This is a genomic window from Streptomyces olivaceus (assembly GCF_000721235.1).
Lineage (GTDB): Bacteria > Actinomycetota > Actinomycetes > Streptomycetales > Streptomycetaceae > Streptomyces > Streptomyces olivaceus.
The window spans coordinates 44,581-58,532 of sequence record NZ_JOFH01000023.1 but is presented as its reverse complement, the minus strand read 5'-3'; the positions used below and the strand labels follow the sequence as shown (position 1 = coordinate 58,532).

Sequence of the window (13,952 nt, the reverse complement as noted above, 5' to 3'; positions counted from 1 at the left end):
CGTTTCCGCACCATCCGCCCGCCCCACTGGAGTACCCCCATGCCAGAGACCACTCACGTGTACGACTACGTCGTCATAGGCGGCGGCACGGCAGGCTCCGTGATCGCCTCCCGGCTCACCGAGAACCCCGACGTCACCGTCGCCGTCATCGAGGGCGGACCCAGCGACGTCGGCCGCGACGACGTACTGACCCTGCGCCGCTGGATGGGCCTGCTCGGCGGCGACCTGGACTACGACTACCCGACCACCGAGCAGCCGCGCGGCAACTCGCACATCCGGCACAGCCGCGCCCGGGTCCTCGGCGGCTGCTCCTCGCACAACACCCTCATCGCCTTCAAGCCGCTCCCGTCCGACTGGGACGAGTGGGAGGCCGCCGGCGCCAAGGGGTGGGGCGCGGTGCAGATGGAGGCGTACTTCGCCCGGCTGAAGAACAACATCGTCCCGGTCGACGAGAAGGACCGCAACGCCATCGCCCGCGACTTCGTCGACGCCGCGCAGAAGACGCTGGAGGTCCCCCGAGTCGAGGGCTTCAACAAGAAGCCGTTCACCGAGGGCGTCGGCTTCTTCGACCTCGCCTACCACCCCGAGGACAACAAGCGCTCCTCCGCCTCCGTCGCGTACCTGCACCCGGTGATGAACGACCGCCCCAACCTCACGCTGCTGCTGGAGACCTGGGCGTACCGGCTTGAGCTGGACGGCACCCGCGCCAAGGGCGTCCACGTGCGCACCAAGGACGGCGAGGAGCTCCTGGTCGAGGCGCGGGGCGAGGTGGTGCTCTGCGCCGGCGCCGTCGACTCCCCGCGGCTGCTGCTGCACTCGGGCATCGGCCCGCGCGAGGACCTGGAGGCGCTCGGCATACCCGTGGCGCTCGACCTGCCCGGCGTCGGCGAGAACTTGCTCGACCACCCCGAGTCGGTGATCGTGTGGGAGACCAACGGCCCCATCCCGGACAACTCCGCGATGGACTCCGACGCCGGTCTGTTCGTGCGCCGCGACCCCGAACACGCGGGCCCGGACCTGATGTTCCACTTCTACCAGATCCCCTTCACGGACCACCCGGAGCGACTGGGCTACGAGCGCCCGGAGTTCGGCGTCTCGATGACCCCGAACATCCCCAAGCCCAAGTCCCGCGGCCGCCTCAGCCTCACCAGCGCCGACCCGGCCGAGAAACCCGCCCTCGACTTCCGCTACTTCACCGACGAGGACGACCACGACGGCCGCACCCTCGTCGACGGCATCCGCATCGCCCGCCGGGTCGCGGCCTCCGAGCCGCTGGCCGGCTGGCTCAAGCGCGAGGTCTGCCCCGGCCCGGACGTCACCGGCGACGAGGAGCTGAGCGAGTACGCCCGCAAGGTCGCCCACACCGTCTACCACCCGGCGGGCACCTGCCGGATGGGCGCCGCCGCGGACGAGGCGGCCGTCGTCGACCCCGAGCTGCGCATCCGGGGCCTTCAGGGCATCCGGATCGCCGACGCCTCCGTCTTCCCGACCATGCCCGCCGTCAATCCGATGATCGGCGTCCTCATGGTCGGCGAGCGCGCCGTCGAGCTGATCGGCGGTGACGCCCGATGAGCGCCGTCGCCCACGGCACCGAGGCCGTCAACGACACCGTGGCCGAGCGGCCCCCGGTCTTCTCCGTGGACGGCCTGTGGAAGGTCTTCGGCCCCAGGGCCGAGCGCGTCCCCGCCGACCCGGAACTCGCCGCCCTGAGCCCCGCCGAACTGCGCTCGCGCACCGGCTGCACCGCCGCCGTCGCGGACGTCTCCTTCGACGTGCGCAAGGGCGAGGTCTTCGTCGTCATGGGCCTGTCCGGCTCCGGCAAGTCCACCCTCGTACGCTGCCTGACCCGCCTGATCGAACCGACGGCCGGGTCCATCGCCATCGACGGCGAGGACGTCCGCGCGATGGACAGGTCCCGGCTGCGGTCCCTGCGCCGGCACCGCGCCGCCATGGTCTTCCAGCACTTCGGCCTGCTCCCGCACCGCACCGTCCTCGACAACGTGGCGTACGGCCTGGAGATCCAGGGCCTGAGCCGCGCCGAACGCCGCGAGCGGGCCGCCGGAATCGTCGCCAAGGTCGGCCTGGAGGGCCTGGAGCAGCGCAGGCCCGGCCAGCTCTCCGGCGGACAGCGCCAGCGCGTCGGCCTCGCCCGCGCCCTCGCCGTCGACCCCGAGGTGCTGCTCTTCGACGAGCCGTTCAGCGCCCTCGACCCGCTGATCCGGCGGGACATGCAGGAGGAGGTCGTCCGGCTCCACCGCGAGGAGGGCCGCACGATGGTCTTCATCACCCACGACCTCCAGGAGGCCCTGAAACTCGGCGACCGCATCGCCCTGATGCGCGACGGCCGCGTCGTGCAGCTCGGCACGCCGGAGGAGATCGTCGGCTCGCCCGCCGACGACTACGTCCGCGAGTTCGTCCGCGACGTCCCGCGCGAGCAGGTCCTCACCGTCCGTACGGCGATGCGCCCCGCCTCCTCGTCCGACGAGGCGGGCACCGGCCCGGAGATCCGCCCCGGGGCCACGGTCTCGGAGGCCATCGAGGCCGTCGCGCGGGCGGGCGCACCGGCCCGCGTGATGGACGACGGCCGCTGCGTGGGCGTGGTGGACGCGGACGCGCTCCTCGAAGTGGTGGCGGGCACGGCCGCGAGCGGTCGCGGCACCGGAACGGCACGTGCGGGCGCCGTGAGTGCCCCCGGGCGGGAGAGGCCGAGCGCGGGGGAGAAGCCGAGCCCGGAGGGGAAGCCGAGCGCGGGGGAGAAGCCGGGCGTGGAGGAGAAGCCGAGCCCGGACGAAGAGCCGAGCGCGGAGGACAAGCCGAGCCCGGACGAGAAGCCGGGCGTCGGGGAGGCACCGGCCACGCGCCGCGAGCCGACGACCCCGCCCTCCACCGAGGAGCCGGTCTGATGGCAACGCTCACGGCCACGGCCCACAAGCCCGCCCCACCCGGCATCCTCGCCAACCGAGCCGTCCGCAAGCTCCTCGTCCTCGCCGTCGCCGCAGCGGTCCTCGCCCCCGTCGCCGCCACCCAGTGGCCCGGCGCCGCCTGGCCCACCGCCCTCACCGTGGACCTCTCCGAGCCCCTCGGCAGGGCCAGCGACTGGATCATCGACAACCGCGACAGCCACCCTCTGTTCCTCTACTTCTTCGGCCACGTCAGCAACGTCGTTGTCCTCGCCGTACGCGCCGTCTACCTCGCCCTCCTCGCCGTCGGCTGGGCCGGGGTCACCGCGGTCGGCGCCCTGGTCGCCTGGCGCGTGGCCGGCGTGCGGCTGGCGCTCGGCACCGCCGTGGCGTTCCTGGCCTGCGGACTGCTCGGCATGTGGGTGCCGACGATGCAGACCCTCGCCCTGATGGTCGTCGCCGTCCTCGCGTCGGTCGTGGTCGGCGCCCTGCTGGGCCTGGCCGCGGGCCTCTCCGACCGGATGGACCGTGCGCTGCGGCCGGTCCTCGACACCATGCAGGTGCTGCCCGCCTTCGCCTACCTCCTCCCCGTCGTCCTGGTCTTCGGCATCGGCGTCCCCGCCGCCGTCCTGGCGACCGTGGTCTACGCCGCCCCGCCCATGGCCCGGCTCACCTCGCTGGGCCTGCGCGGCGCCGACAAGGAGGTCCTGGAGGCCGTCGAGTCGCTCGGCACCACCGCCCGCCAGCGCCTGCTGACCGCCCGTATCCCGCTGGCCCGCAAGGAGCTCCTCCTCGGCGTCAACCAGACGATCATGATGGCGCTCTCCATGGCCGTCATCGCCTCCGTCATCGGCGCCGGGGGCCTCGGCGACCGCGTGTACCAGGCGCTCGCCTCGGTCGACGTCGGCGCCGCGCTCGCGGCCGGCATCCCGATCGTGCTGCTCGCCGTCGTCCTCGACCGGGTGACCGGCGCCGCGGGGGAGCGGCTCGGTGGACCCGGGGAGGCCGGGAAGTCCCCGCTGACCTGGCTGTACCTGCTGCTCGCCGCCGCGGCCGTCGCGGTCGCCGGGCGTCTCGGGGACTTCCTCGACTGGCCCGACGGGTGGGAGCTGAACATCGCCGAACCCGTCAACCGGGCCGTCGACTGGATGACCGCCCACCTGTACTCCGACGTCCCCGTCGTCGGCGGCACCGCCGACTGGGCCGCGCACTTCACCAGCTGGGTCCTCAACCCGCTCCGGGACGGCCTGCAGTGGCTGCCCTGGTGGTCCGTGCTCCTCGTCGTCGCCGCCCTGGCCTGGCTGATCGGCACCTGGCGCACCGCCCTCACCGCCGTCCTCGCGATGGCCGCGATCGGCGTGCTCGGCGTGTGGGACCCGTCCCTCGACACGCTCTCGCAGGTGCTCGCCGCCGTCGCCGTGACCCTCGTCATCGGCTTCGCCACCGGTATCGCCGCCGCCCGCAGCGACCGCTTCGAGCGGCTGCTGCGGCCCGTGCTCGACGTCTTCCAGACGATGCCGCAGTTCGTGTACCTGATCCCGGTCGTCGCCCTCTTCGGCGTCGGCCGCGCGCCGGCCGCGGCCGCCGCGGTCGTCTACGCCCTGCCGGCCGTCGTCCGCATCACCGCCCAGGGCCTGCGCCAGGTCGACCCGGCCGCGCTGGAGTCGGCCCGCTCGCTCGGCGCCAGCAGCGGGCAGCAACTGCGCCAGGTCCAGCTGCCGCTGGCCCGCCGGTCCCTGCTCCTCGCCGTCAACCAGGGCGTCGTCCTCGTCCTCGCCGTCGTCATCATCGGCGGACTCGTCGGCGGTGGCGCGCTCGGCTACCAGGTCGTCTTCGGCCTGGCCCAGGGCGACCTGGCGGCCGGCCTGGTGGCGGGTGCCGCGATCGTCTGCCTCGGGCTGATGCTCGACCGGGTGACCCAGCCCACCGAACGCCGTACGCCGAAGAAGGGAGCCTGACATGCGACTGCGTACGACCTCGGCCGTCGCGGGCGCGGCCGCGCTCGCCCTGCTGACCGGCTGCGGCGCCGCCGACATGACGAAGCAGGCGTCCCCGTTCGCGAACGCCCAGGGCGCCAGGACGGTCACCCTCTCCGTGCAGTCCTGGGTCGGCGCGCAGGCCAACGTGGCCGTCGCCCAGTACCTGCTGGAGCACGAGCTGGGCTACCGCGTCGACACCGTCCAGGTCGACGAGGTCCCCGCCTGGGACGCGCTCAGCCAGGGCCGCGTCGACGCCATCCTGGAGGACTGGGGCCACCCCGAGCAGGAGCAGCGCTACGTCGAGGACAAGAAGACCATCACCGCCGGCGGCGACCTCGGCGTCACCGGCCACATCGGCTGGTACGTCCCGACGTACTTCGCGAAGCAGCACCCGGACGTCACGGACTGGAAGAACCTCAACAAGTACGCCGACCTGCTGCGCACCGCGGAGAGCGGCGGCAAGGGCCAGCTGATGGACGGCTCCCCGTCCTACGTCACCAACGACAAGGCCCTGGTGAAGAACCTGGACCTGGACTACCAGGTCGTCTTCGCGGGCTCCGAGGCCGCCCAGATCACCCAGATGAAACAGTTCGCCAAGGAGAAGAAGCCCTTCCTGAGCTACTGGTACACCCCCCAGTGGCTGACCGAGAAGGTGCCGATGACCGAGGTGAAGCTGCCGCCCTACAAGGAGGGCTGCGACGCCGACCCGGCGGAGGTCGCCTGCGCCTACCCGGTCACCCCGCTGCAGAAGTACCTCAACACGGGGTTCGCGGAGAACGGCGGCAGTGCGGCCGAGTTCCTGAGGAAGTTCAAGTGGACGACCCAGGACCAGAACCAGGTCTCCCTGCTGATCGCCGAGCAGAAGCTGCGGCCGGAGGAGGCCGCGAAGAAGTGGGTGGACGGCCACGAGTCCGTCTGGAAGGGGTGGCTGTCCTGACCCTCGCCGTCCCCCGCCCGCGTACCTGCGGGCGGGGGCCGCGCGGTCACCGCTTCCCGCTCACCGGTCCGTGCCGTGCGTCGGACGGGCCGTCGCGGGAGAGGCGGTCCCGGTCGTCACGCGTGCTGCCCCGGGCGGTAGTGGCCGGGCGTCAGGCGGCAGGTCACGCCGAAGCGGTTCCAGGTGTTGATCACGGCGATGGCGGAGATCAGCTGTGCCAGCTCCGCCTCCCCGAAGTGCGCCGCGGCCTTCCCGTACACCTCGTCCGGCACGAAGCCGTCGGTCAGGACGGTGACCGCCTCGGTCAGCTCGATCGCCGCCAGCTCCTTCTCCGTGTAGAAGTGCCGCGACTCCTCCCACGCGGCGAGCTGCACGATCCGCTCCACGCTCTCGCCGGCCGCGAGGGCGTCCTTGGTGTGCATGTCGAGGCAGAACGCGCAGTGGTTGAGCTGCGAGGCGCGGATCTTCACCAGCTCGGACAGCTTCGGGTCCAGGCCCTGGGTGGCCGCCTTGTCCAGGCGCAGCATCGCCTTCCAGACCTCCGGGGCGTGCTTCGCCCACTCCAGCCGGGGGGACTGCTCGGCGGCAAGCGGCTCGGTGGCCGGGACGGTGTTCTCGTCGGTCGTCGTCATGCCACCGAGCCTAGGAACGAAGCAGCCCACGGGTATGGTCCACTTCCATGGCGAAACCCTGGGCCACTCTCGGCTTCGACCTGCACCTGGAACCGGCGGGCCCCGGCCTGCGCCGCGGCCTGACCGGCGCCCTGCGCGAGGCCGTCCGCACCGGCCGCCTGGCTCCCGGCACCCGGCTGCCCTCCTCCCGCACCCTCGCCGCCGACCTCGGCATCGCCCGCAACACCGTCGCCGACGCCTACGCCGACCTGGTCGCCGAGGGCTGGCTCACCGCCCGGCAGGGCTCCGGAACCCGCGTCGCCGACCGCGCCGTCGTACCGCCCGCCGACACCGCGCCCCTCCCGCGCGGACCGGCCCGCCCCGCCTACGACCTGCGTCCCGGCACCCCCGACCTGGCCTCCTTCCCGCGCGCCGAGTGGCTGAAGGCCGCCCGCCGCGCCCTCACTGCCGCCCCCAACGACGCGCTCGGCTACGGCGACCCGCGCGGCCGTCCCGAACTGCGCGGTGCGCTGGCCGGCTACCTCGCCCGGGCCCGCGGCGTCCGCGCCGACCCCGAACGCCTGCTGGTCTGCGGCGGCTTCGCCCACGGCCTGACCCTGCTCGCCACCGTGCTGCGGGCGCGCGGCGTGCACACCGTCGCCGTCGAGTCGTACGGTCTCCACGCCCACCGCGACCTGCTGGCCGCCGCCGGACTGCGCACCGTCCCGCTGCCCCTGGACGCGCACGGCACCGACCCCGACGTCCCCCCGGGCGCGGGCGCCGTCCTGCTGACGCCGGCCCACCAGTTCCCGCTCGGCATGCCCCTGCTCCCCGACCGGCGGGCGGCCGTCGTCGACTGGGCGCGGCGCAGCGGCGGCCTGGTCCTGGAGGACGACTACGACGGCGAGTTCCGCTACGACCGCCAGCCCGTGGGCGCCCTCCAGGGCCTCGACCCCGACCGAGTGGTCCACCTCGGCACCGCCAGCAAGTCCCTCGCCCCCGGCCTGCGGCTGGCCTGGATGGTGCTGCCGCCCGGCCTCACCGACGCCCTCACGGCGGCCCGCGGCGGCCAGGACACCAGCGGGGCCCTGGACCAGCTGACCCTGGCCGAGTTCCTGTCCTCCGGCGCCTACGACCGCCACGTACGCTCCGCCCGCCTGCGCTACCGCCGCCGCCGTGACGCCCTGGTCGCCGAGGTCGCCGCCCGCGCCCCCGAGGTGCGGGTCACCGGCATCGCGGCCGGCCTGCACGCCGTGCTGCGGCTGCCGCCCGGCACCGAGCGGCCGGTGCTGCGGGCCGCGGCCTGGCAGGGACTCGGCCTGCACGGCCTGGCGCCCTTCCGCCACCCCGACGCCACGACCGACCCGGTGGACGCCGTCGTCGTCGGCTACGGCACCCCGCCTGACCACGCCTGGGCGGGGGCCCTGGAGGCGCTGTGCCGGGCGCTGCCGTAGAGTCCCTCCGCGATGTCGGCCGTACACTCGATCAGTCCAACTGACGTATGAAAAGCCGAAAGACGCGCAGCAGCAGCGACGCGCACCGATGACGCGCGCCGAAGGCATACGACGAAGCCGCACGACGAAGCCGCAAGACGAAGACGCACACCGGGGGAGAGAAGAACATGGCGGACACCCGACGACGGCTCCGGTCGAGCACCGTCGTGCTCGGCGGCATGGGAGTGCTGGCGGCGACCCTGAGCGCCTGCGGCTCGGACCCCGACCGCCGCTGCGTGGACCGCGACAGCTACGACTACCTCAACGGCTACAAGGTCGTCGCCGACAAGAACTGCAAGTCCGGCGCGTCCGGCGGTTCCTCCGGCAGCAGCTCCTCCGGCGGCTCGTACGGCAAGGGCGGCAAGAACAAGGGCGGTTCGAAGTCCGCGGGCCACGCCGACTGGTACTACGACGGCGACGTCAGCGGCGGCTGGGCCGACTCCGGCACCTTCAGCCGGTCCGAGGCCGTCGACCGGGGCGGCTTCGGCTGCTCGGGCTCCGGCAGCGGCGGCGGCTGACCCCGCCCGTGGAACGCCGCACCCTCGCGCCCCGCCCCGGCTGGCAGCAGACCGTCGAGGAGCAGGGGCTGATCTACCCGCTGACCCGCTACCCCGACGACTCCCTGCGCCCCTACTGGGACGAGAGCGCCCACTACGTCTTCTCGCTGCCCGAGGTCGAGGCGCTGGAGGAGGACGTCGAGGAACTCCACCGCATGTGCCTGACGGCCGCCGGGCACATCGTCACGCGGAACCGGTTCGCCGACCTCGGCATCACCGACCCGCGCGTCGTCCGCGCCGTCACCGAGGCCTGGCACCGCCGCGCCGAACTCCCCTCCGTCTACGGCCGCTTCGACCTGCGCTACGACGGCACGGGGCCTGCCAAGCTCCTGGAGTACAACGCGGACACGCCGACCTCCCTCGTCGAGGCCGCGTCCCCGCAGTGGTTCTGGATGGAGGAGCGCTTCCCCGGCGCCGACCAGTGGAACAGCCTCCACGAACGCCTCGTCGACGCCTGGCGCGAGCAGGCCTCCCTCCTCCCGCCCGGAAACCCCCTGTACTTCGCGCACTCCTCGGACGACGAACTCGGCGAGGACCTGATGACGGTCGCCTACCTCAAGGAGACCGCCGAGCAGGCAGGACTGGAGACCGACTGGATCTCCATGGAGGAGATCGGCTGGGACCGCCTCTCCGGCCGCTTCGTCGACAAGAAGCTCCGTTTCATCCGCAGCCTCTTCAAGCTCTACCCCTGGGAGTGGCTCACCACCGACCGCTTCGCCGGCCACGTCCTGGACACCCTCGACAACGGCGGCGGCACCGGCACCACCCTGTGGATCGAGCCCGCCTGGAAGATGCTGCTCAGCAACAAGGCGCTCCTCGCCATCCTGTGGGAGCTGTACCCGGACCACCCCAACCTGCTGCCCGCCCACCTGGACGGCCCCCGGCGGCTGGCGACCACGACCGGCTGGGTCGCCAAGCCGCTGCTGGGCCGCGAGGGCGCGGGCGTCACGGTCCACGAGCCCGGCACCGACCCGGCCCCGCGCCCCGAACCGTGCTGCTACCAGGAACTGGCCCCCCTGCCCGACTTCGACGGCAACCGGGTCGTCCTCGGCGCCTGGGTCGTCCGGGACGAGTCCGCGGGCCTGGGCATCCGCGAGTCGTCCGGCCTGGTGACGGACGAGTATGCCCGCTTCCTGCCGCACGTGATCCTCTGACCCCGGGGGGGTGCTCTCCCGCATCCCGGACACCGCCGCGTCGCCCGGACCCACCCGGTACCCTGGCCGCGGGCCGTGACTGGCGCGCTGGGATGGGAACGACCATCGGGGAGCGGCCCGGGAAGAACACGTGCCGTGCGCCTGGGCCGACCGAACGCCGACTACAACGTCCGGAGACCCCCATGCCCGCAGACCTCACCCCCGAGTCCACCGCCTACCGCGCCGCTCTCGACGTGATCCGCACCGTCGAACCCCGTGTGGCGGACGCCATCGGCCAGGAGGTCGCCGACCAGCGCGAGATGCTCAAGCTGATCGCCTCGGAGAACTACGCGTCCCCGGCCACGCTCCTCGCGATGGGCAACTGGTTCAGCGACAAGTACGCCGAGGGCACCGTCGGCCGCCGCTTCTACGCCGGCTGCCGCAACGTCGACACCGTCGAGGCCCTGGCCGCCGAGCACGCGCGCGAGCTGTTCGGCGCCCGCCACGCCTACGTCCAGCCGCACTCCGGCATCGACGCCAACCTCGTCGCCTTCTGGGCCGTCCTCGGCGCCCGCGTCGAGGTGCCCTTCCTGGAGCAGGCCGGCGCCCGCCAGGTCAACGACCTGACCGACGCCGACTGGGCCGAGCTGCGCCAGGCCTTCGGCAACCAGCGGATGCTCGGCATGTCCCTGGACGCCGGCGGCCACCTCACCCACGGCTTCCGCCCGAACATCTCCGGCAAGATGTTCGACCAGCGCTCCTACGGCACCGACCCGGCCACCGGCCTCATCGACTACGAGGCCCTGCGCGCCTCGGCCCGCGAGTTCAAGCCGCTGATCATCGTCGCGGGCTACTCCGCGTACCCCCGGCTGGTGAACTTCCGGATCATGCGCGAGATCGCCGACGAGGTCGGCGCGACCCTCATGGTCGACATGGCGCACTTCGCCGGCCTGGTCGCGGGCAAGGTGCTCACCGGCGACTTCGACCCGGTCCCGCACGCGCAGATCGTGACGACGACCACGCACAAGTCGCTGCGCGGCCCGCGCGGCGGCATGGTCCTGTGCGACGACTCCCTCAAGGACCAGGTCGACCGCGGCTGCCCGATGGTCCTCGGCGGCCCGCTCCCGCACGTCATGGCCGCCAAGGCCGTCGCCCTCGCCGAGGCCCGGCAGCCCGCGTTCCAGGACTACGCGCAGCGCATCGTCGACAACGCCCGCGCGCTCGCCGAGGGCCTGACCCGGCGCGGCGCCACCCTGGTGACCGGCGGTACGGACAACCACCTCAACCTGATCGACGTGGCGTCCTCCTACGGCCTCACCGGCCGCCAGGCCGAGGCCGCCCTCCTCGACTCCGGCATCGTCACCAACCGCAACGCCATCCCGGCGGACCCGAACGGCGCCTGGTACACCTCCGGCATCCGCATCGGCACCCCGGCGCTGACCACGCGCGGTCTCGGCACCGCCGAGATGGACGAGGTCGCGGGCCTGATCGACCGCGTCCTGACCGCCACCGAGCCCGGCACCACCAAGTCCGGCGCCCGCTCCAAGGCCTCCCACGTCCTGGACGCGAAGGTCGCCGACGAGATCGCGCACCGCGCGACCGACCTGGTGGCCGGCTTCCCGCTGTACCCGGAGATCGACCTCGGCTGACCCGGACGGTGTTCCCGCGGGGGCGTCCCTGACCGACCAGGGGGCGCCCCCGCCGCCGTACCCGCTGTCCCCCCCCGCAGACGGACTGGAGACGGACTGGAACACCCCTGTACCGAACCCGTGCCGGAGTGCGCCCCGGGGCCTGAGAGAATGATGAACATGGCCTCTGAACGTCCCCGCGTGCTCTCCGGTATCCAGCCGACCTCCGGCTCGTTCCACCTCGGCAACTACCTCGGCGCCGTCCGCCAGTGGGTCGACATGCAGGACACCCACGACGCGTTCTACACGGTCGTCGACCTGCACGCGATCACGGTCCCCCAGGACCCGAAGGAGCTGCGCGAGAACACCCGCGTCGCCGCCGCCCAGCTCCTCGCGGCCGGCCTCGACCCGGACCGCTGCACCCTGTTCGTGCAGAGCCACGTCCCCGAGCACGCCGAGCTGGCCTGGCTGGTGAACTGCATCACCGGCTTCGGCGAGGCCTCCCGGATGACCCAGTTCAAGGACAAGTCCGCCAAGCAGGGCAACGACCGGACCACCGTCGGCCTGTTCACGTACCCGATGCTGATGGTCGCCGACATCCTGCTCTACCAGGCCGACCAGGTCCCCGTGGGCGAGGACCAGCGCCAGCACCTGGAGCTGACCCGCGACCTCGCGGACCGCTTCAACCAGACCTACGGCGACGCCTTCACCGTCCCGAGCGCCCACATCCTCAAGGAGACGGCGAAGATCTACGACCTTCAGGAACCGACTGCCAAGATGAGCAAGTCGGCGGCCACCCCGAAGGGCCTGATCAACCTGCTGGACGAGCCGAAGGCCACCGCCAAGAAGGTCAGGAGCGCGGTCACGGACACCGACACCGTGATCCGCTTCGACCGCGAGCACAAGCCCGGCGTCAGCAATCTGCTGTCGATCTACTCCACCCTCACGGGCACCGGGATCGCGGAGCTGGAGCAGAAGTACGAGGGCAAGGGCTACGGCGCGCTGAAGACGGACCTCGCCGAGGTCGTCGTGGAGTTCGTCACGCCGTTCCGCGAGCGCACCCTGGAGTACCTGGACGACCCCGGGACGCTGGACGCGATCCTCGCCAAGGGCGCCGAGAAGGCCAGGACCGTCGCCGCGGAGACACTCGCCCGGGCGTACGACAAGGTGGGCTTCCTGCCCGCCAAGCGCTGAGCCCCGGCGGCGTCCGGGCCCACCGCCCCCCGCCGCACCCGCCGCCACCCGTGCGCCCCGGCATGCCGCCGTAGCGCTGCACATCACTCCGGTTGCGCCTGCCCCGGGCGTGGCGGTGGCCGTACAGTCGATAACCGGGTGTCCGGCAGAAGGACACACAACGACAGGAGACGAAGTGGGGACCGTAACGATCGGCGTGTCGATCGCGGTCCCGGAGCCTCACGGCAGCAAGCTCCAGCAGCTGCGCGCGGGCTTCGGCGACCCCGCGGCTCACGGCATCCCCACGCACGTCACCCTGCTGCCGCCGACGGAGGTCGACGGCGGCGCGCTGCCCGCGATCGAGGCGCATCTGGCCGAGGTGGCGGCGCGCGGCCGGCCCTTCCCGATGCGGCTGTCCGGCACCGGCACCTTCCGCCCGCTCTCACCCGTGGTCTTCGTCCAGGTGGTCGAGGGCGGCGCGGCCTGCTCCTGGCTGCAGAAGCGGGTCCGCGACACGCACGGCCCGGTACCCCGCGAACTGCAGTTCCCGTACCACCCGCACGTCACCGTGGCGCACGGCATCGAGGAAGCGGCGATGGACCGCGCCTACGAGGAGCTGTCCGACTACGAGGCCCAGTGGCCCTGCACCGGCTTCGCGCTCTACGAACAGGGCACCGACAGCGTGTGGCGCAAGCTGCGCGAGTTCCCGTTCGGCACCGCCACGGTGCCCCCGCAGACGGGCCGCGTGGAGAGCGGCACGCTGCCCGGCCGGTAGGCTCCCGCGGTCACACCGGCAGCCGCCGGAACACCGTCCGCGGCAGGTGCCGCAGGGCCGACATCACCACCCGCAGCGCGCCCGGCACCCACACCGTCTCCGAGCGCCGCCGCAGCCCCAGCTCGATGGCCGCGGCGACCGCCTCGGGCGTCGTGGCGAGCGGCGCCTCCTCCATCCCCTCGGTCATCCGCGACCGCACGAACCCGGGGCGTACGACCATGACGTGCACGCCCGTGCCGTGCAGCGCGTCGCCCAGGCCCTGCGCGAAGGCGTCGAGGCCGGCCTTGCTGGAGCCGTAGATGAAGTTGGCGCGGCGGGCCCGCTCACCGGCGACGGAGGAGAGCACCACCAGCGAGCCGTGCCCCTGCGCCTGCAGCGAACGGGCGGCGACCAGCCCGGCGCAGACCGCGCCGGTGTAGTTGGTCTGCGCGACCCGCACCGCGTTCAGCGGCTCGCGCTCGTCGTGCGCCTGGTCGCCCAGGACGCCGAAGGCCAGCAGCACCAGGTCGATGTCGCCCTCGGCGAACACCTTGCCGAGCGCCTCCTCGTGGGACTCGGGGTCGAGCGCGTCGAAGGCGACGGTGCGCACCTCGGCGCCCGCGTCCCGCAGCTGCTCGGCCGCGCCGTCCAGAGCGGGGGAGGGGCGTCCGGCCAGCCAGACGGTGCGGGTGCGGCGGGCCACCAGACGGCGCACGGTGGCGAGCGCGATCTCGGAGGTGCCGCCGAGGACGAGGAGGGACTGGGGGAGGCCGAAGGCGTCCTTCAC

The 13,952-nt window shown here is 73.0% G+C and carries 12 protein-coding genes and 1 riboswitch; of the genes, 10 read left to right on the top strand and 2 right to left on the bottom strand.

Annotated elements, in window-relative coordinates; translation table 11 throughout:
* Nucleotides 1-39 precede the first annotated feature (39 nt).
* The 4 genes from IG94_RS0124765 to IG94_RS0124750 are packed head-to-tail and all read left to right on the top strand — an operon-like array spanning nucleotide 40 to nucleotide 5,816.
* Nucleotides 40-1,572 carry a GMC family oxidoreductase gene (locus tag IG94_RS0124765; RefSeq protein ID WP_031041236.1) on the top strand — a complete coding sequence of 511 codons (1,533 nt, stop codon included), beginning with the start codon at nucleotides 40-42 and terminating at the stop codon, nucleotides 1,570-1,572.
* On the top strand, nucleotides 1,569-2,903 hold the full coding sequence (locus IG94_RS0124760; RefSeq protein ID WP_224326273.1) for a quaternary amine ABC transporter ATP-binding protein: 1,335 nt from the start codon (nucleotides 1,569-1,571) through the stop codon (nucleotides 2,901-2,903). Before IG94_RS0124765 ends, IG94_RS0124760 begins: the two co-directional genes overlap by 4 nt.
* The gene (locus IG94_RS0124755; RefSeq protein WP_031041231.1) at nucleotides 2,903-4,858 is read left to right on the top strand and encodes an ABC transporter permease; all 1,956 of its coding nucleotides are present in this window, start codon (nucleotides 2,903-2,905) and stop codon (nucleotides 4,856-4,858) included. The genes IG94_RS0124760 and IG94_RS0124755 overlap by 1 nt, the downstream gene beginning before the upstream one ends.
* 1 nt (nucleotide 4,859) lies before the next feature.
* Nucleotides 4,860-5,816 carry an ABC transporter substrate-binding protein gene (locus IG94_RS0124750; protein ID WP_031041228.1) on the top strand — a complete coding sequence of 319 codons (957 nt, stop codon included), beginning with the start codon at nucleotides 4,860-4,862 and terminating at the stop codon, nucleotides 5,814-5,816.
* A 116-nt stretch (nucleotides 5,817-5,932) separates the two neighbouring features.
* On the opposite strand, the gene IG94_RS0124745 is transcribed toward IG94_RS0124750, so the two are convergent.
* On the bottom strand, nucleotides 5,933-6,448 hold the full coding sequence (locus IG94_RS0124745) for a carboxymuconolactone decarboxylase family protein (RefSeq protein WP_031041225.1): 516 nt from the start codon (nucleotides 6,446-6,448) through the stop codon (nucleotides 5,933-5,935).
* A gap of 47 nt (nucleotides 6,449-6,495) precedes the next feature.
* Here IG94_RS0124745 and pdxR point away from each other — a divergent pair, with 47 nt between their 5' ends.
* The 6 genes from pdxR (at nucleotide 6,496) to IG94_RS0124715 (ending at nucleotide 13,186) form a co-directional block, all read left to right on the top strand.
* Nucleotides 6,496-7,881 carry a MocR-like pyridoxine biosynthesis transcription factor PdxR gene (gene pdxR / locus IG94_RS0124740; RefSeq protein ID WP_031041221.1) on the top strand — a complete coding sequence of 462 codons (1,386 nt, stop codon included), beginning with the start codon at nucleotides 6,496-6,498 and terminating at the stop codon, nucleotides 7,879-7,881.
* Nucleotides 7,882-8,048: 167 nt separating this feature from the next.
* Nucleotides 8,049-8,438 (top strand): hypothetical protein, encoded by a 390-nt coding sequence (locus IG94_RS0124735; protein WP_031041218.1) that lies wholly within the window; start codon nucleotides 8,049-8,051, stop codon nucleotides 8,436-8,438.
* An 8-nt stretch (nucleotides 8,439-8,446) separates the two neighbouring features.
* Nucleotides 8,447-9,631 carry a glutathionylspermidine synthase family protein gene (locus IG94_RS0124730; protein WP_031041215.1) on the top strand — a complete coding sequence of 395 codons (1,185 nt, stop codon included), beginning with the start codon at nucleotides 8,447-8,449 and terminating at the stop codon, nucleotides 9,629-9,631.
* Between the two features lie 65 nt (nucleotides 9,632-9,696).
* Nucleotides 9,697-9,785: riboswitch (ZMP/ZTP riboswitch) on the top strand.
* Nucleotides 9,786-9,813: 28 nt separating this feature from the next.
* Nucleotides 9,814-11,259, top strand: coding sequence for a glycine hydroxymethyltransferase (locus tag IG94_RS0124725; RefSeq protein ID WP_031041212.1), 1,446 nt, complete (start codon nucleotides 9,814-9,816; stop codon nucleotides 11,257-11,259).
* Nucleotides 11,260-11,412: 153 nt separating this feature from the next.
* Nucleotides 11,413-12,432 (top strand): tryptophan--tRNA ligase, encoded by a 1,020-nt coding sequence (trpS, locus tag IG94_RS0124720; RefSeq protein ID WP_107060674.1) that lies wholly within the window; start codon nucleotides 11,413-11,415, stop codon nucleotides 12,430-12,432.
* 175 nt (nucleotides 12,433-12,607) lie between these two features.
* Nucleotides 12,608-13,186 (top strand): 2'-5' RNA ligase family protein, encoded by a 579-nt coding sequence (locus IG94_RS0124715; RefSeq protein WP_031041210.1) that lies wholly within the window; start codon nucleotides 12,608-12,610, stop codon nucleotides 13,184-13,186.
* 10 nt (nucleotides 13,187-13,196) lie between these two features.
* On the opposite strand, the gene dprE2 is transcribed toward IG94_RS0124715, so the two are convergent.
* Nucleotides 13,197-13,952, bottom strand: coding sequence for a decaprenylphospho-beta-D-erythro-pentofuranosid-2-ulose 2-reductase (dprE2, locus tag IG94_RS0124710; RefSeq protein WP_031041208.1), 756 nt, complete (start codon nucleotides 13,950-13,952; stop codon nucleotides 13,197-13,199).

Bases quoted from the DNA above. Each gene is read 5' to 3' on its own strand.
- IG94_RS0124765 (WP_031041236.1), top strand. From the start codon at position 40: ATGCCAGAGACCACTCACGTGTACGACTACGTCGTCATAGGCGGCGGC.
- IG94_RS0124760 (WP_224326273.1), top strand. From the start codon at position 1,569: ATGAGCGCCGTCGCCCACGGCACCGAGGCCGTCAACGACACCGTGGCC.
- IG94_RS0124755 (WP_031041231.1), top strand. From the start codon at position 2,903: ATGGCAACGCTCACGGCCACGGCCCACAAGCCCGCCCCACCCGGCATC.
- IG94_RS0124750 (WP_031041228.1), top strand. From the start codon at position 4,860: ATGCGACTGCGTACGACCTCGGCCGTCGCGGGCGCGGCCGCGCTCGCC.
- IG94_RS0124745 (WP_031041225.1), bottom strand. From the start codon at position 6,448: ATGACGACGACCGACGAGAACACCGTCCCGGCCACCGAGCCGCTTGCC.
- pdxR (WP_031041221.1), top strand. From the start codon at position 6,496: ATGGCGAAACCCTGGGCCACTCTCGGCTTCGACCTGCACCTGGAACCG.
- IG94_RS0124735 (WP_031041218.1), top strand. From the start codon at position 8,049: ATGGCGGACACCCGACGACGGCTCCGGTCGAGCACCGTCGTGCTCGGC.
- IG94_RS0124725 (WP_031041212.1), top strand. From the start codon at position 9,814: ATGCCCGCAGACCTCACCCCCGAGTCCACCGCCTACCGCGCCGCTCTC.
- trpS (WP_107060674.1), top strand. From the start codon at position 11,413: ATGAACATGGCCTCTGAACGTCCCCGCGTGCTCTCCGGTATCCAGCCG.